Source organism: Bradyrhizobium sp. YCK136 (assembly GCF_044570075.1).
GTDB lineage: Bacteria > Pseudomonadota > Alphaproteobacteria > Rhizobiales > Xanthobacteraceae > Bradyrhizobium > Bradyrhizobium diazoefficiens.
Window position 1 is genome coordinate 7,043,301 of the sequence record NZ_CP172424.1, and the last position, 16,633, is coordinate 7,059,933.

Annotated in this window: 10 protein-coding genes, 1 tRNA gene and 4 pseudogenes; 6 read left to right on the forward strand and 9 right to left on the reverse strand. The window is 62.0% G+C overall.

The annotated features are described in order from the left end of the window. Positions 1-16 precede the first annotated feature (16 nt). The 4 genes and pseudogenes from ACFLEY_RS34015 to ACFLEY_RS34030 form a co-directional block, all read right to left on the reverse strand. On the reverse strand, positions 17-391 hold the full coding sequence (locus tag ACFLEY_RS34015) for a hypothetical protein (protein WP_211434369.1): 375 nt from the start codon (positions 389-391) through the stop codon (positions 17-19). 1,023 nt (positions 392-1,414) lie between these two features. Next, a pseudogene (locus tag ACFLEY_RS34020) lies at positions 1,415-2,029 on the reverse strand (transporter); the annotation flags it as partial. A 19-nt stretch (positions 2,030-2,048) separates the two neighbouring features. After that, complete coding sequence (locus ACFLEY_RS34025; RefSeq protein ID WP_011085453.1) at positions 2,049-3,122, reverse strand: transporter; 1,074 nt, start codon at positions 3,120-3,122, stop codon at positions 2,049-2,051. A 267-nt stretch (positions 3,123-3,389) separates the two neighbouring features. Then, positions 3,390-4,658 (reverse strand): IS256 family transposase, encoded by a 1,269-nt coding sequence (locus ACFLEY_RS34030; RefSeq protein ID WP_038952271.1) that lies wholly within the window; start codon positions 4,656-4,658, stop codon positions 3,390-3,392. Between the two features lie 538 nt (positions 4,659-5,196). Here ACFLEY_RS34030 and ACFLEY_RS34035 point away from each other — a divergent pair. From ACFLEY_RS34035 to ACFLEY_RS34055, 5 genes and pseudogenes are all read left to right on the forward strand, one after another. Next, a pseudogene (locus ACFLEY_RS34035) lies at positions 5,197-7,698 on the forward strand (arylsulfatase). Between the two features lie 37 nt (positions 7,699-7,735). Beyond that, on the forward strand, positions 7,736-8,053 hold the full coding sequence (locus ACFLEY_RS34040; protein ID WP_249163525.1) for a hypothetical protein: 318 nt from the start codon (positions 7,736-7,738) through the stop codon (positions 8,051-8,053). A 156-nt stretch (positions 8,054-8,209) separates the two neighbouring features. Continuing rightward, entirely contained in the window at positions 8,210-8,428 is a 219-nt protein-coding gene (locus tag ACFLEY_RS34045; RefSeq protein WP_161536004.1) for a hypothetical protein, read from the forward strand. A 279-nt stretch (positions 8,429-8,707) separates the two neighbouring features. Continuing rightward, positions 8,708-9,265 (forward strand): annotated as a pseudogene (locus ACFLEY_RS34050) (sulfatase-like hydrolase/transferase); the annotation flags it as partial. Between the two features lie 89 nt (positions 9,266-9,354). Further along, a protein-coding gene (locus ACFLEY_RS34055) for an IS3-like element ISRj2 family transposase (RefSeq protein ID WP_129557324.1) occupies positions 9,355-10,484 on the forward strand; the annotation gives its coding sequence in 2 pieces (ribosomal slippage) (positions 9,355-9,607 and positions 9,607-10,484; 1,131 coding nt in all). Between the two features lie 144 nt (positions 10,485-10,628). On the opposite strand, the pseudogene ACFLEY_RS34060 reads toward ACFLEY_RS34055, so the two are convergent. From ACFLEY_RS34060 to ACFLEY_RS34070, 3 genes and pseudogenes are all read right to left on the reverse strand, one after another. Further along, a pseudogene (locus ACFLEY_RS34060) lies at positions 10,629-11,485 on the reverse strand (DUF1254 domain-containing protein); the annotation flags it as partial. A gap of 315 nt (positions 11,486-11,800) precedes the next feature. Continuing rightward, complete coding sequence (locus ACFLEY_RS34065) at positions 11,801-12,694, reverse strand: hypothetical protein (RefSeq protein WP_060910935.1); 894 nt, start codon at positions 12,692-12,694, stop codon at positions 11,801-11,803. Between the two features lie 259 nt (positions 12,695-12,953). After that, positions 12,954-13,028 (reverse strand) — tRNA-Gln (locus ACFLEY_RS34070). A gap of 264 nt (positions 13,029-13,292) precedes the next feature. Here ACFLEY_RS34070 and ACFLEY_RS34075 point away from each other — a divergent pair. After that, positions 13,293-15,071: an acyl-CoA dehydrogenase gene (locus ACFLEY_RS34075; RefSeq protein ID WP_396604313.1), complete on the forward strand. Its 1,779-nt coding sequence runs from the start codon at positions 13,293-13,295 to the stop codon at positions 15,069-15,071. 83 nt (positions 15,072-15,154) lie between these two features. On the opposite strand, the gene ACFLEY_RS34080 is transcribed toward ACFLEY_RS34075, so the two are convergent. Together ACFLEY_RS34080 and ACFLEY_RS34085 are read right to left on the reverse strand one after the other, a co-directional pair. After that, complete coding sequence (locus ACFLEY_RS34080; protein WP_060912968.1) at positions 15,155-16,393, reverse strand: MFS transporter; 1,239 nt, start codon at positions 16,391-16,393, stop codon at positions 15,155-15,157. Then, positions 16,393-16,569, reverse strand: a complete 177-nt coding sequence (locus tag ACFLEY_RS34085) for a hypothetical protein (RefSeq protein ID WP_157839390.1) — start codon at positions 16,567-16,569, stop codon at positions 16,393-16,395. Before ACFLEY_RS34085 ends, ACFLEY_RS34080 begins: the two co-directional genes overlap by 1 nt. Positions 16,570-16,633 lie beyond the last annotated feature (64 nt).

Genomic DNA, 16,633 nt, shown 5'->3' on the forward strand with positions numbered 1-16,633 from the left:
GCGAGCGAGCGCCGGATCACTGCGAATTTCGGTTCTTGCTCGCTCCTCTCAAACGCGGTGCCGTCGTGGGCGACTTCACCCACTCCGCCATTTGGATACAGGTGAGAAGATCGACATAGCTCGGACTTCCGCCGGCCGAGGCTTCCCCTTCGCAGCTATCGCGAAGGGGATTTGGCGCAGCGCTCCACACCGTGCTGAGCTGTTGCTGCGCAGCCAACTCATCGCGCATGCAGTCTGCGAAGCTCTGGGAAAGGGCAAGCCCCATTGCCTTGTCATCAGCCGTGGTCGCCTGGCACGTCGCCTCTACCTTCAATTCGGGGACGCGATCGGAGACGGGCATCACGAGCAGTTGGGTCCCGAGGAGCGCTGCGGATAATGCTGCCATCGTCATCTTGACCTCCTTCAAGCTCTATCAAATGACCCCCCTTGAACTGCCACCACGAGGCACCGCGCTAGAATTGCCCCGGTTGAGCCGGGGGACCGGGCCAATCGGATCGCAGGTTGCTCCTGTTGTTGCGATCGAAGAGGTCTTGCCTGCAGATGAAGCCGTTCCCGCAGCTAACCGCCGGAGGAGCAGGCCGGCGAACATCGGCGGCCGCCGCGATCTTTGCGTGCGGCGCCTTGGCGAGGGCGGCCGTGACCAGGACAACCTCAAGCCCGCAAAGGACGGTAAGCAAGCACGTCTTCTTCATGGGATCAGCGCTCCTTTGCTGGCCGGGCGCAGGCGGTAAACCGACCGCGCCGGTCAAACGGCCCGTCGTTCGGTAACAAGGCGGATGGGGATAGTCGCCGGAGCGAGTGCTGTGCCCGCGATTGCGACGGACGAAACACGGTGCGGGCACGTGATGCAGCAAGAGACATGTGAACTCTCCGGCACTCGGCGAACGTCGGGCATAACGGGGCACGACGTTACGGGACCGGCCTTGATCCAGATCAAGCTCACGTCGGCGTTCCCGCATTGCGCAGGGCGCGAGAGCTACGCCACTCCGTCGCGCGCTACGTGCGGCTCGTTCGAGGGGGAGTGGCGATTTCGTCGACCAGGGGGAGGCTCGTGGCTGACGTCGCTCAGCGCCGGAAACTCTCCGACCAGCCTTGCGAAATAAGCTCTCAACAAGCGATCGAAAGTCGACTTTGCTTCGCCGACGTCGCGGCCCTCAAGGCCGAGGTTTTCGGCAGTCCCACCCAGTACTTGTTGCGCCATGGCCTGCCTCCTCGAAGCAGTACACGCCCGGATGCCCTTTTTTCCTAGTTGTCAATAATCGATGAGCCGCGATCAATCGGTTTGATCCATCTCAAACGACTCGCGCTCTTGAATGGGAAGCAAAGGCCGACCGCCCATGGGCGTCAGCCTTGATGATGCGCGCAACAGGTGTTGCCGCTGGTCTCCAGAGAGATCGTCAGCGCGATGTGGGTACTACTTTGTAGTCATCCGCTTCGGTGGCGCGGTCGGCGCAGGCGCTGCCGGCGAGATGACAAACGTCACCCAGGCATTCCAGCCGTCGGGCCGGTTTTCCGCGGCAAATTCCTTGTAGGCCTTCAGGTTCAGATAGCCCTGCATGTCGCCAACCGGAAAGATGAACCCGACTTGCCGGCCGACGCTCGCGACCTGCGAGCGGAAGCAGCCGAGGCGATCGCCGGAGCCGCTATCGCAACCGAGCTGCTTATAGACGTAGCCCACCAGACCGATCTGGATTGGCTTGGTCAGGATTTGAGAGGCGCCCCAGTCGAAGTACATGCCGACGCCGCATTGATACTGCGTGTCAGTGTTCTTGAAATTGTAGGTGAAGCCGAGCACGCCAGAGAGTTCATGGCCGGTCTGCGGATTGAAATCGGTGTAGCCACCGCCTGCATCGATCGTCCCATGTCCGAGCCCGATATTGGCGAGGCGCGCGGACTGGCACGCGCCGACCGGGATGTCACCCATGACGTAGGTCATATAGTTGTTGACGCCCGCATTCCAGCGCAGTGCGAACTGGGGGATCAGGTCGCCAAAGCCCGTCACTGAATCGCTGAGAGAATCGAAGCGCGATGACGAACGTAGGCCGCGTTTACTTCGTCACGATCCTTCGCGTCGGCGCGACCGTGCTGGTCGGCGCCATTGGCGACAGCGAGAAAGTCAGCCACGTATTCCAGCCGGCTGGCCGATTTTCTGCGGCAAACTCGCCGTACCCTTTCAGGTTCAAATATCCCTGCAGGTCACCGACCGGAAACAGGTATCCGATCTGAGGACCGACTCCCACCACGCGCGACCGAAAACCCCCAAGGATCGGGGGCTGACCAAAATCGTCCGTGACCTGTTGATAGTAGTAGCCGACCAGCCCGACGAAGAGCTGCTTCGAGAGAAACTGCGAAGCACCCCAATCGATGTGGAAATCGACGCCATTCCGATATTGCGTGTCAGGATTCTTGAAATTGTAGGTGAACCCGGCGACTGCGGAAAATTCGTGCCCCGCCTTCTCATTGAAATAGGTGTAGCCGCCGCCGCCGTCGATCGCGCCGTGTCCGATGCCGAGGTTAGCAAGACGGGTTGGAGAGTAGGCGCCAACAGGAATGTCGCCGGTCAAATAGGTCATGAAATTGTGGACGCCGGCGTTCCACTTCAGCGTTGCTTGCGGATACAGATCGCCCACCGAGGTGATTGAATCAGAGAGGGTCCCCGTGCGGGTCGTCACAAAGGGCCCGACCGCTGTTGTCAGCGTTCCGTCGAGGGTTGCGGCGGATCGGCCAAACAAGCCGGTGATGCCGATTGCCAATTGTCCGCCAAGTACCGGCGTCGCGAACGTGTAGGTCGGGTTGAGCAGGACAAGGTCCGCCTGCGCGTTTAAACGCAGATTCAAATCGACATTGACGTTAGCGGGGATCCGGCCGACGCGGATTTCTCTTGCCGCGGCTGCGTTACCGAAGGCCGACACGCTGGTGTGATAATAGACCTCGGCCATCGACCAGCCGGGGACCGCAGGGACTGCCGCGAGGCTGCTGAAGCGCCCCGGAAGCCAGTATGAAACGCCATCCTCGTCGGCATATGCTGGGTCGGACGAAACTCCGGCCAATGCCACAGCCAGACCGATCGTTGCGCGAATAAGCCGACAATGAGACTTTGGTTCGGATAGGTACCGCTTCATCCGCTCGTCCTCCCGCCGACGAATGACAGTGTATCGATCGGCGATTCAATGTCTCGCTCCAAGGTAACGACTTCGTCAGATTCGGCTCAACATGTTGCGCTAAAAGCACTCAGCATCGCCGCTGGCCCGTAGGATTACCGACAGCATCGTTGACCGGAGGTATCCATATCTAGGCAAGCAGCGCCCGTGTGTAGCAAGAAGACTGCAAGATAGTGCCCCTGCCAGAGGCGGCGGGAGCTATGGCTGATTTTGGGTGACGCGGCCTGATCAGGCGGCGTGGCTTTCAGTGTTCGGAATGACTTCGATTCCGTCGATGAACTTTACACCGGCGATGACTTTCGGCAACTGGTTCGTGCTCTTCAATCGCCGCCAGGTCTTCGATGCGGCGTCGATGAGCTTGAACACCATCAGCTTCGCAGTTTGTTGCGACAGCGATCCCTTGGTCCGCACCGTTCGGTGGCGCACCGTGGCGAAGACGCTCTCGATCGGGTTCGAGCTGCGTAGGTGGATCCAGTGCTCAGCAGGGAAGTCGAAGAAGGCGAGCAGCGCATGGCGATCCTTGATCAGGCACTCCACCGCACGTCCGTATTTGACGTGGTATTTCTCGACGAAGACGTCGATCGCGGTTTCAGCTTCGGCCCGGTGTGGGGCCAGATAGATGTTCCGCAGGTCGTTCTTCATGGGGCCCTGCACGGATTTGGCGACCTTGTCGAGTACGTTGCTCACTTTATGGCACCAGCATCGTTGGTGCCGCGTGCCGGGAAAGGCCTCGTCCAGTGCCTTCCAGAAGCCGAGGGCGCCGTCGCCGATGGCGAGTTGCGGGGCAATCCGTAACCCGCGTTGCCGCAGGTCGATCAGGAGTTCGCGCCAGCTCTGCGCGCTCTCGCGCACGCCGACCTGGAAGCCGATCAGCTCCTTCTTGCCTTCCGGCGTGGTGCCAATCAGCACCAGCATGCATTCGCTGTGATCTTCCATGCGGGCCTGCAGGTACACGCCATCGGCCCAGATGTAGACATAGCGACGCGCCGACAGATCGCGTCTCTGCCAGCGTTCGTACTCGACCTGCCAATCGGCCTTCAGGCCGGCGATCACCGAAGGCGACAGGTTCGGCGCATCCTTGCCGAGCAGCGCCGAGAGCGCCTCCTGGAAGTCGCCGGTCGAGATGCCGCGCAAATAGAGGACCGGGATCAAGGCATCCAGGCTCTTCGTCCGCCGCGCCCATAGCGGCAGGATTGCCGAACTGAAGCGGAGGCGGTCGCCTGGCCCGCTCGCTCCGCGGTCGCGGACCTTGGGACGAGCGACCTCCACCGGACCGATGCCGGTCGCAATCTCGCGCACCGGACCGTGCCCATGTCGGACCAGGCGCGCTCGACCGTCGGGCAGCGTCAGATTGGCCGTGCTGGCCAGAAACGCGCCAACCTCGATCTCGATCGCCCTGGCAAGCAGGTCCCGCGCGCCGGCTCGAACGATATCGGTCAGTGGATCATCAACCGCGGACGGCTGACGGAAAGCAAGAACATTGGTAGTCTCGGTCATGGCGTATCGCTCTCCTCGAGAGGTTCTGGCAGGCTCGTCACCCGCCTCGATACGCCGCCTTCCTCACACCGTCATCACCCAGATTCCGCCATAGCTCAGGCGGCGGCCACATCGAACGCTCTTGGTTAAGTCGTTGTGACATTCGTCACGCACTCGTGCGGGATGATAAGCGAGCAAACCTCAGCCTTTTGTGTCGCTCATGTCTCCGGCATCGTTCGGGTGTCATCGAGTTGGATCAGCGCTCGACAGCCGGATGCGATCCGAAGTAGAGTGTTCGCGCGTGTTCGGAGTATATTGCAATGGATACTCGCAAGATACTTATTGCGCTGATCCCTGCCTTCACCGTCACGCCTCCAGCATTTGCACCGCAAACATAACGCCATGAGCTGCTCAAAGCACCGCTCGCGCGCGATCCGTCTTGATCAGATTAAGACGGAAACTGCCCCGAGGTTCACGTAGGGGCTACGTACCGCCGACCAGGAGAGAAGATTTCGGTTTCCAGCCAAGTCAGATCAGTTCGGTTTTCGGGAGTTAGCCAATGATGAGCGCCTCGAGCCTGCATCGCCGAATTAGTTCGCGCTTTCTGCTCGCTGCTCTCTTGCTGATGCCGTTGACAGCCCTCAACGCCAACGCCCAGCAAACCACTGGCACTCCCGGTTCGCCCGGGGCGACGACCACGATCGACGGCAGGTACCTGCCGAATCCGCCGCAGCCGTTCAGGGGCGAGATCAATCCCAACGCCGTGCAATCGAAGCCGTACTGGCCGGCGCGCATTGTCCCGCCAAAGGGCGCGCCCAATGTGCTTCTGATCATGACGGACGATGTCGGCTTTAGCGCGCCAAGCACCTTCGGCGGCGTGATCCCGACGCCGGCGCTGGACCGTATCGCCCAGACGGGTCTGCGTTACACGGCGTTCCACACCGTGGCGCTGTGCTCGCCAACGCGCGCTGCGCTCCTCACCGGCCGCAACCATCACTCCGTGGGCACTGGCGTCGTCGTCGATCAGGCGACCGGCTACCCCGGCTACAACAGCATCATCCCGCGCGACGCCGTCGCCATCGGCGAGATCCTCCGGCAGCACGGCTACGACACCTCGTGGTACGGCAAGGACCACAACCTGCCGCAGTGGGAGGCGAGCCAGGCTGGCCCCTTCCACAACTGGCCGACCGGACCCATCAAGGGCTTCGACTACTTTTACGGCTTCCCAGGCGATGACACGAGCCAATGGCAGCCGAACAATCTCTTCCGCAACACCACTCCGATCCAACCCTTCCAGGGAAATCCCGGCTGGAATCTGATCACCGCGATGGCCGATGAGGCGATCGGGCGCATCAAGATGCTGAACGACGTCCAGCCCGACCGTCCCTTCATGATCTACTACGCGCCCGGCGGCACGCACTCGCCGCACCATCCGACGCCCGAGTGGATCAAGAAGATCAGCGATTTGCATCTGTTCGACAAGGGTTGGAACGACCTGCGTGAACAGATCTTCGCTAACCAGAAACGACTGGGTGTGATTCCGCAGAACGCGCAGCTAACGGCCTGGCCGGACAGCATCCCGAAGTGGGATACGCTTTCGCCCGAGGCGAAGAAGCTCTACACCCGGCAAGCCGACGTCTATGCTGCGTATCTAGCTTACACCGACTACGAGATTGGTCGTGTCATCCAGGCCATCGCGGACACCGGCAAGCTCGACAACACGCTCGTCATCTACGTCAGCGGTGACAACGGCGCGAGCCCGGAGGGCACGCTCCATGGTCTTTACAACGAGTTCGCGGTTGCCAACGCCGTGCACCCGACGGTCGAAATGAACATGAAGTTCTATGACGCCTGGGGTTCCGACCAGACCTACCCCCACTACGCGGTGGGCTGGGCGTGGGCCTGGGATACGCCCTTCAAATGGACCAAGCAGATCGCGTCGTATTTCGGCGGCACCCGCAACGGCATGGCCATGGCCTGGCCGGCGCGAATCAAGGACGCTGGCGGCATCCGTCACCAATTCCACCATGTAATCGACGTCGTGCCGACAATCCTCGAGGCGGTTGGCGTCCCCGAGCCGGTGACGGTCAACGGCATCGCCCAGAAGCCGATCGAAGGCGTGAGCATGGCCTACACCTGGGAAGGTGGCAGCGCGCCCAGCCGGAGGACGACGCAGTACTTCGAAATGTTCGGCAAGCGGGCCGTTTATCAGGATGGCTGGATGGCCTCGACGCCTCCGCTGAGCCCGCCTTGGGACCTCAGTTTGGCGGAGCCGCCCTCGGACGTCATGAACGCCTACCGTTGGGAGCTCTACAATATCAACGAAGACTGGACGCAGTCGAACGACCTCGCCGCCAAGATGCCGGACAAGCTGCGCGACATGCAGCAATTGTTCACCATGGAAGCTGCGAAGTACCAGGTGTTCCCGCTCGACGACACGCGTTTGACCAGGTTCATTTCGCACAAGCCGAGCTACGCTCCGGGCCGGACCCAGTTCACCTATTCGGGTGAGCTGAGCAACGTGCCGTTCCCGGAAACAGGCTCCGCGCCGAGCCTGCTGAACCGGTCGTACACGGTCACCGCCGAGGTCGACGTTCCCCAAGGCGGCGGCGACGGCATGCTGATGACCGACGGCGGCCGGTTCGCCGGCTACGGCTTCTACCTGCTGAAGGGCCAGCCGGTGTTTACCTGGAATCTGGTCGCCCTGGAGCGCGTCAAGTAGTGGCAGGCCAAGGAGACGCTCGCTCCGGGCAAGCACACGCTGGAGTTCGACTGGAAATATGACGGACCGGGCCTGGGCAAGGGCGGCACCGGCACCTTGAAGGTGGACGGCAAGGTGGTGGACAGCCATCCGATGCCGCGCAGTCTTCCCATAACCCTGATGTGGGATGAGACCTTCAACGTCGGCCTCGATACCGGCACGTCGGTGGATGACCAGGACTATCAGGTGCCATTCCGCTTCACCGGCAAGCTCAACAAGCTGACGGTGAAGCTCGGGCCGAACGAGATGTCGCCCGCGGAAAAGGAGACGGTCGCGAAGACAATGCGAGACAAGCAGTAGGTTCGTTGGCGAACGGAAGGTTCCGGCCACATGATTCATGCCAAAGCTCGCGAAGGCAGGTCCCCGGTCACAGCAGGAGGGTAACGTTTACAGGACGCTTGGTGTACTGGTGCTGGCAAGCACGATGGGCGGACTGACGACAGGGCCCGCCCAAGCCGCTCAGGAAACGCCGCAGAGCATGCTCGCGGCGCAGATACGCATGCAAGGCTTTGCCTGTGACAAGCCACTCGGTGCAGTCAGGGATCGACAACGATCAAAGCCCGACCACGCCGTGTGGGTGCTGAAGTGTGGCAACGCGACCTACAGGGTCAGCCGTGCGCCCGACATGGCTGCAAAGGTCGAGCCGCTGCGGTGAAGACCTCGCGCCTGGTCATGAGAAAAACCAAAGCAATCCCTGCCGCCGTTTTGGGAAGTGCCTTTTCGTCTCTCGTCCTTCCGGAGGCAGTTGCCAACCACATCCATAGGGCCACACGGCTTGCGCACAACCGAGCCCCGGGTCACGAGGATCGATTTGCTCGAGACGATCGCTCTTGATTGCAAGCCGGTGCTTCGCAGGAAGCTTCTGCCAGGACGCCAACGAAATTGCTGCAACCAAGGTGATCGCGAGCACGGCACCGGCGACGGGATGATTGAGCTTGTGGACGCGCATAGCGGGTCGCTGTCGATCCGGGGTGAAGGTCAAGAAAGCTTGCCCTTGGAAGTGTGCGACCCTGAAATTTCGTCCCGTTGATTTCGCTCAAGCTCCGTCGTTCGGCCGTCCGGTACACGATGGCGAGTGTGAGCGCGTTCTGCTCTCCAATGTGCTGGCGTGTTGCAGATGCTTGACCCGCGTGGCACCGGTAAACCCATACAAAAGATGAGCATGCCCTGCTGGTTAGGATAGCCGGGCGACCGACGCTGCCCCTCGGCGTCGCCCCCGGTGGGTTGATCTGCATCAACGTCACTCTCTGCATGATCCTGAAGGATGACAACATCCGCGCGTTTTGCGCACCTCTCAGGAGGGCATGCAATGAATTTTCGTGCGATTGTTTCCATACTATTTTTGACATCGGCGATATCCGCCCCTGCATTTGCGCAGCAAGCGCAACCGACCACGCCGCCTCCGGGCTCCCCGGCCGCGACCATCACCATTCCCGGCAACCAGCTCCCGCCTCCCGATCCGAAGTTCGGTGGGGTCATCAAGGACAAGGCATCCGAGTCGACGCCATGGTGGCCGCCGCGCGTCGTGCCGCCCAAGGGCGCGCCGAACGTGCTAGTGATCATGACGGATGACCAGGGTTTTGGCGCACCGAGCACCTTCGGCGGCATCATCCCGACGCCCAGCATGGACCGGATCGCAAAGGCCGGCTTGCGCTACACGAACTTCCATTCGACGTCGCTATGCTCGCCGACCCGCGCAGCGTTGATCACCGGACGCAACCATCACTCGGTCGGCTATGGGGTGGTCGGCGAAATCGCAACGGGTTTCCCGGGTTACGACTCGATCATCCCGATCGAGAAAGGCACGATCGGCACCATTCTGAAGGCGAACGGCTACGCGACTTCGTGGTTCGGCAAGGATCACAACAAGAGCTGGCCCCGCAAATTCGGACAGTAGCTTGAGTGGATTTTCTGCCTGACAGCGGCGAGGATTCTTGCTGCGAATCAGGAGCGAAGATGACGAAGAAGAGCCGCCGGACGCATTCTCCGGCATTCAAGGCGAAGGTTGCTTTGGCTGCGGTCAAAGGCGACAAGACACTGGCGGAGCTGGCGCAACTGTTTGATGTTCATCCGAACCAGATCACGATCTGGAAAAACCAGCTCCTGGAAGGCGCCGCCGGCGTGTTTGGGCATGACAAGACATCGGCCGAGACGCCGGTCGATTTGAAGGCGTTACATGCCAAGATCGGCGAGCTGGCGTTGGAAAACGATTTTTTGTCCGGCGCGCTCACCAAGGCGGGCCTGCTGAGCGCAAAGCGATGATCGACCGCGGTCATGATCTTTCTATCGTGCGCCAGGCGAAGGTCCTGAAGCTGGCTCGCAGCACGGTCTACTATGAACCTCGGCCAGTTTCGGCCGAGGACCTTGCCTTGATGCGTCGGCTCGATGAGCTGCATCTCGATTATCCCTTCGCGGGAGCGCGTATGCTGCGATCGTTGCTGCGGCGGGAGGGCGTATACGCCGGTCGCCGCCACATCGCGACGCTGATGAAGCGCATGCGGATCGAGGCGGTCTATCGTCGCCCGAACACGAGCAAGCCGGCTCCGGGTCACAAGATCTACCCGTACCTGTTGCGCGGATTGAAGATCGAGCGGCCCGACCATGCGTGGGCAATGGACATCACCTACATTCCGATGCGGCGTGGCTTCGTCTATCTCGCGGCGGTCGTCGATGTGTTCAGCCGACGGGTCCTGGCCCATCGCGTCTCGATCACAATGGAGGCGGCCTTCTGCGTCGAAGCGGTCCAGGAGGCGTTGGCGAAGCACGGCAGGCCCGAGATTTTCAACACGGATCAGGGCAGCCAGTTCACCAGCCTCGAGTTCACCGATGTGCTGCTGGACGCGAAGATCGCCATCAGCATGGACGGCAAGGGCGCCTGGCGCGACAACGTGTTTGTCGAGCGGCTCTGGCGCACGGTCAAATACGAAGAAGTTTATCTCCGCGCCTACGACAGCGTGTCCGAGGCGCGAGCGTCAATTGCCAAGTATCTGGCCTTCTACAATCAGGGACGCCCTCACTCGAGCCTTGACGGGCGCACGCCCGACGAGGCTTACTTCGGCACGCAAGCTATGGTGATGGCCGCATGACCGTCGCCGACGGTTTTGTCGTCGCTCTGGTCGGGCTACGCCCTCCCGACGCAACGACAAAACCGTAAAGCCCCGCGTTCAGCATAACCCGGCAGGAATCCACTTAAATCCAGCGGGGCGCTGTCCAAACAACCGGGGCCAGCTCTCAATGGCAGTTTTCAGTTCAGGCGTGAGATTGCTTGCGTTGAAGTTCTTGCCAGCCCCAACGCCAATCTTGGCGAACCGCGCCATCAGTTCCTTCTCGGAGGGGTTCGTGGGGCAGAACTGTAGGAGGAAGTTGACGATGTTGAAAAACTCAAGCGAGGTCTTTTCGGTGTCGGACGTAAGCGGTTTGATGAAATCGATCGCGGAGGCGGCCTTCGGCGCCGGCGCGCCAAGGAAAGCCGAAAGCGTCTGCACCTTGTAGCCGGCCGGCACCTTCTTCACGTTGTCGATGTCGCCAGGGTTGAAAAGTTGCGTGCGGTACGCAGCCAGCGCAAATTCGGTCTCGGCGCGTAAAACCTTCGTCACCCCCTTCGGGGTTGAGCCTTGCCAATTAGGTCCGGCGATGAGGAAGCTACCGCCATTGTTGCCGGTGCTACGACTCCCGATGTAGTCGAAGTTGAAAGTATAGGCGTCAATGAGCTGAATGCTGAAATACCGTTCCTTTTCGATCACCGGAACGGTGAGCACGATGGGTTCGGCCCGCAAGTCCATGCCGAGGAAAGAGTAGGGTGTGTCCGAGTTGGGCGTTTGCACCGCCTTGTCTTCCGGGGTGAAGACACGAGAGAAGTTACGGAGCTCGTTCCATGGCGCTTTATATTCGGGGTTCTGGGCATCCACGAAATAGGCATGCTGGATGCGATAGCTATCCACCATTGGGTAGCCGTAGACATAGCTTCCTTGGCAATTGCGCGGGCTTCGGTGGGACTGACCGCGGCTTGTGCGCGCGCAAGCGCGGAACGGAAAGACGGGAGCAGAGCAATTCCGCAGGCAAAAGTTCTGCGTGTTATGGATTTCATAATCGCAACCTTCCTGACAGACCGACCGCCAGGTTGGCAGGATATGTTGTGGAAGAGCACGACATTTTGATGCAGGTCAACGATCGCACCAGAACAATGTCCGCGCCCTTGCCGTTCTAAGTACCAACTTGCAAGCGCATCCGAATGATCGGGACACCTATCTGCGGCACTCGCGCTGAGCCGCGAAGAAGGTGATTCCGCCTCTGCCTTGGGCTATGCCGAGCAACTCTCGCGCTTGATCCCAGGCAATCGCGAGATTGAAGATCTCATCAAGCAGCTCAAGCAATAGCCGACTAGCGAGACTCTGCCGCTCGGCTAGTTGCGCACCGCGTATAGTGGCGTCCTGAGCGTGAGCTGGTACGCCGGTTTCGGCAGCCACATGATCTCGGCGGTCAAGCCAAACAGTCGGTTGTCATTGTCGTCCATGCGGTCCAGATCGAGTCGCACGATGGGCTGGGTGAACGACTGGATCGGCGCGAGGTTCAGAAGCTGGGCGCCTTCGAACGACTGTACCCCGACGCGCCCCGTAAACTTCCAGTTATTCGGCCATTGATAATAGCCGCCGACATAACCGATCGTATTTGGATTAACTCTCACCGCTGCGCTGCCCACATCAACGCGTGTGTGCTGGATGCCTACGAGAAAGCCGCGAGTCTCGTCCTTGTCCAGAGCATAATCGAACTCGAGAATGTTGTTGAAAGACGTTGCGGTCAGTGGGCCGTTTGGAACGGATTGGGTGATCGTGGATTGCAGCGTCACGGTCGGGAAATTCCCGCCATTCTGCTGGTAGATGTCGGCCTGGAAACCGATATTCCAACTGGTGATGTCAAACGAAGACCATCCGCTGCCCGCAAACTGCGTGGAACTGCCGGACACGCCGGCGTAGAGCGAGACGCGATCGGTGACATCGATCGTAAACGGAAGATCGACGTTGAGTGATTTTGCTGCCGGCAATCCGGTCGACAATGCAGCGCCGTTCGATCCGGCGAGCGTTGGCACCGCATTGAAGAAGGAGGGATGACCAAAGCCAAACGCCAAGTATCCCGGTGGGATTTGCGCGTAATAGGTTCTGAGATCGAGGTACATCGTCGGCACGGCCGGCTTTTTGTCGCCGTCGCTGTCGTCGTCGGCCTCAGCGGCCAACGCGCTTGCCGCCGGACAGATCAGGGCGAGCCCGAGTGCGGCCTTCAGAACGGACCGAAACCTCATCAACCGCTCCGAGTTCGACGCAAACCTTGCTTACCCGCAAGGCCCGCCAGATGCTGCAACATATCGTGCCACGAATTGCGTCGCTCTGTCTGCAACCTTCGGATCGCGATTTTCCCCTTAGACATACACCGCGTCCCGGCGAAAGGTGTGGAAAGCCATCTCGAACGACACCCCGTGCAGCAGCAATGTGTCGCAGAGCCGTGCAGCAGTTCCCCGGCCAGGCCGGCCTCGTGCGCGATTTCAGGCTGGTCGGAAGCGCTGGCTGGGGCGGGAGGGATCGAACCTCCGAATGGCGGAATCAAAATCCGCTGCCTTACCGCTTGGCTACGCCCCAACAGGCGACCCGGGGTCGGCGGAAGAACTGGCTACCGCAGATTCCCTTCGGTCGCAGCCGGTCTATAGGGTGCGGCGCGGCATTTCAACCGCCTGAACGCGCAAAATACCACAGCTTCCGGGACCGGCCGCGCCACACTCTATTATACGCCCGGGACGAAGGCCCGTTCCGGGCCGGAGCCGTCCGGCGGCCGGCGTCCGGGCAGTTGAGACCTCCGGCGTTTCATGGGAAGACGGCGCCAACATCTGTCCACGGGAGTGAGCCATGACCTACCGCGCGCCAATCTCTGACATGCTGCTGTCGCTCAATCATGGCGCCGGCCTGAAGGCCGCCGTGGAAGCCGGCCATTACGGCGATTTCGACGCCGACATCGTGGCCGCCGTGCTGGAGGAAGCCGGCAAGTTCGCCACCGACGTGCTGGCGCCGCTCAACCGTGTCGGCGACGAGCACGGCATCAAGCTCGACGCCGGGAAAGTCACGACTGCGCCGGGCTGGCCCGATGCCTATAAGCGCTGGACCGAGGGCGGCTGGAACGCGGTGTCCGGGCCTGAAGCGTTCGGAGGCCAGGGCCTGCCCGTTGCGATCAACGCCGCCTGCACCGAGATCTGGAGCGCCTCCAACGTCGCCTTCGGCCTGTGCCCGCTGCTGACGGCCTCGGCGATCGAGGCGCTGGATGCGCATGGCAACGACGAGCTGAAGGCGATCTACCTCGAGAAGCTCGTCTCGGGCGAATGGACCGGCACCATGCAGCTCACCGAGCCGCAGGCCGGCTCCGACGTCGGCGCGCTGCGCACCCGCGCCGAAAAGCAGGCCGACGGCACCTATCGCATCAAGGGGACGAAGATCTTCATCACCTATGGCGAGCACGACATGACCGACAACATCGTGCATTTCGTGCTGGCGCGTCTGCCGGACGCGCCCGCCGGCACCAAGGGGATTTCTCTCTTTCTTGTTCCCAAGTTCATGGTCAATGCCGACGGCTCGCTCGGCGCACGCAACGACATTTTTGCGAGCGGCGTCGAGCACAAGCTCGGCATGCATGCTTCGCCGACCTGCACCATGACCATGGGCGACCATGGCGGCGCCATTGGTTTCCTGATCGGCGAAGAGAACCAGGGCATGCGCTGCATGTTCACGATGATGAACCAGGCCCGCCTCGGCGTCGGCCTCGAAGGCGTCGGCGTTGCCGATCGCGCCTATCAGCAGGCATTGTCCTATGCGCAGGAGCGCAAGCAGGGCCGCGCCGTCGGCAAGAAGGGCGACGGTTCGGACGCGATCTTCGTTCACCCCGACGTCAAGCGCATGCTGATGCGGATGCGGGCGCAGACCGCGGCGGCGCGCACCATCTGCTACGCGACCGCCGTCGCAATCGACGTTTCGACCCGCGCCAGGGATCCAAAGGTCCGCGCTGACGCGGCCGCGCGCGCGGCGCTGCTGACGCCGATGGCCAAGGGCTATTCCACCGATATCGGCAACGAGGTCGCCTATCTCGGCGTGCAGGTGCATGGCGGCATGGGCTTCATCGAGGAGACCGGCGCCGCGCAGTACTATCGCGACGCCCGCATCACCGCGATCTACGAGGGCACCAACGGCATCCAGGCGATCGACCTCGTCACGCGAAAGCTCGCGGCCAATGGCGGCGCCGCGGTGTGGGCGCTGCTCGACGAGCTCTCGGCCGTCGTCAAGCAGGTCGAAGCCTCCAACGACCCCGCTTTCGGCACCACGGGCGCAAAGCTGCGCGAAGCGCTGGACGCGCTGACGCGCACCAGCAAGTGGCTGCTGGAGCGCGTCACGTCCGCGCCGAACGAGGCGCTTGCCGGCGCAACGCCGTATCTGCAGCAGTTCGGCGCCACGCTCGGCGGCTGCATGCTGGCGTCCGAGGCGCTCGCCGCGAAGAGCGACGGCCTTGCCGATGCACAGCGCTACGTCTCGCTCGCCCGCTTCTTCGCCGAGAACATCACGGTGCAGGCGGCGGGGCTGGAGCGCACCGTGACGGAAAGCGCGGAGTCGGTCGCGGCGGCGGATGCGGTGTTGCTGGGGTAAGGTGCTGCTACACATTCGGTGTCGTCCCGCTCGCAGATCGTAGCGAGAACGGTCATCCCGGATTGCGCTTCGCTCCATCCAGGCTATGAAGCTGCGAGCTTCGCCCGCCTCCCCGGTCGCCGCAGCACGATGCTCGCGGCGATGAGATCCAGCGCCACACACATCGCAAACGCCGTCGTGTAGTTGCCGGTCAGGCTGCGGACCAGGCCGACGATGCCCGGGCCGAAGGCGCTGACGACGCCGCTGATCGACGTGCCCAGGCCCATCGCGGCGGCAAAGGCGGCAGAGCCGATCTCGCGCTGGATGATCAAAGGTGGGAACGTGATCATGTTGCCGATCGAGAAGCCGTAGACGGCACAGCACACCAGCAGCGCCGTCGGGCTCGTGCTCTGCAGGAGCACGAACAGCGCCGCCGCCTGGCTCGTCATCGACGCCGCGCAGGCGAGCCGCGGATCGAGCCGGTCGACGAACAGGCCGAGCGACAGGCGCCCGACCACCGCCATCGCGGCCATGATGGTCACGGCAAGGCCGGCGCTGGCGCGCCCGATCAGCGGTTCGAGGAATGTCACCTGGTGGACGATGAAGCCCATCTGCGCCAGCAGCGCGATCGCGATCGGCAGCACCATGGTCCAGAACGCCGCGTTGGCGAGCAGCGCCTTGCGGGAATGGGCCGGCGCGGGCGTGCCGCCACCGGCGGGGCGTTCGCCCGATGCCAGCGGCAGCCCGGCCGGCCAGCCGATGAAGCCGACGACCACCGGCAGCACCAGCAGCACCATCACCGTCGTGGCCGCCAGCATCGCCGAGCGGAAGCCGATGCTGGAGGTAAGCGACAGCAACAGCGGAACGAGGACGATGCCGCCGCAGGTCGCGCCGTTGAAGGCGAGGCTGAGCGCGAGGCCGCGGCGCCGATCGAACCAGGAGTTCAGCACCGTCGCGATCACCACGGTGCCCATGCCGGTCCAGCCGACCGCCATCAGCGCATAGGCAAGATAGAGCTGCCAGGGCGTCTGCATCAGCGCCAGCAGAACGGTCGATGCGCCGAGCGCCGAGAGGCCGCACAGGATCAGCGAACGCAGCCCGATACGGGCGAGCAGATCGTCGGTGAAGATGACGAGGACGGAGGTCAGCAGAAACGAGAAGGTGCTGGCCGCGGAGACCAGCGTGCCCGGCCAGCCATGGGCGCGCTGAAGCTCGGCGAGATAGACGCCCTGGCCGTAGAGGCCGAAGCCGAACATAAAGAAGGCCATCAGGAAACAGGCCAGCACAACGCGCCAGCCGCGATAATGCAGCGAGGATTCGTCGACACTCGTCGCGGCAATCATCAATCGAGCAATCGGCCAAATGGAACGGCACGATCGTGCACCACAACCACCGGTTTTTCAAATGAAACATTGTAGCCATTTGTTGCAATGCGCAATGATCCCATGAGCGGTGCGCCGGTGCGATCCAGCCGATCATGGTTCCCTGGACGGAATACCGCCGCGACGGGCGGCGCCATGCGCCGGGATCAAGGGAATCGTCGTCGAAAAGGCCGAGCGGGCGGATTGGCACGTCTGCAAGAT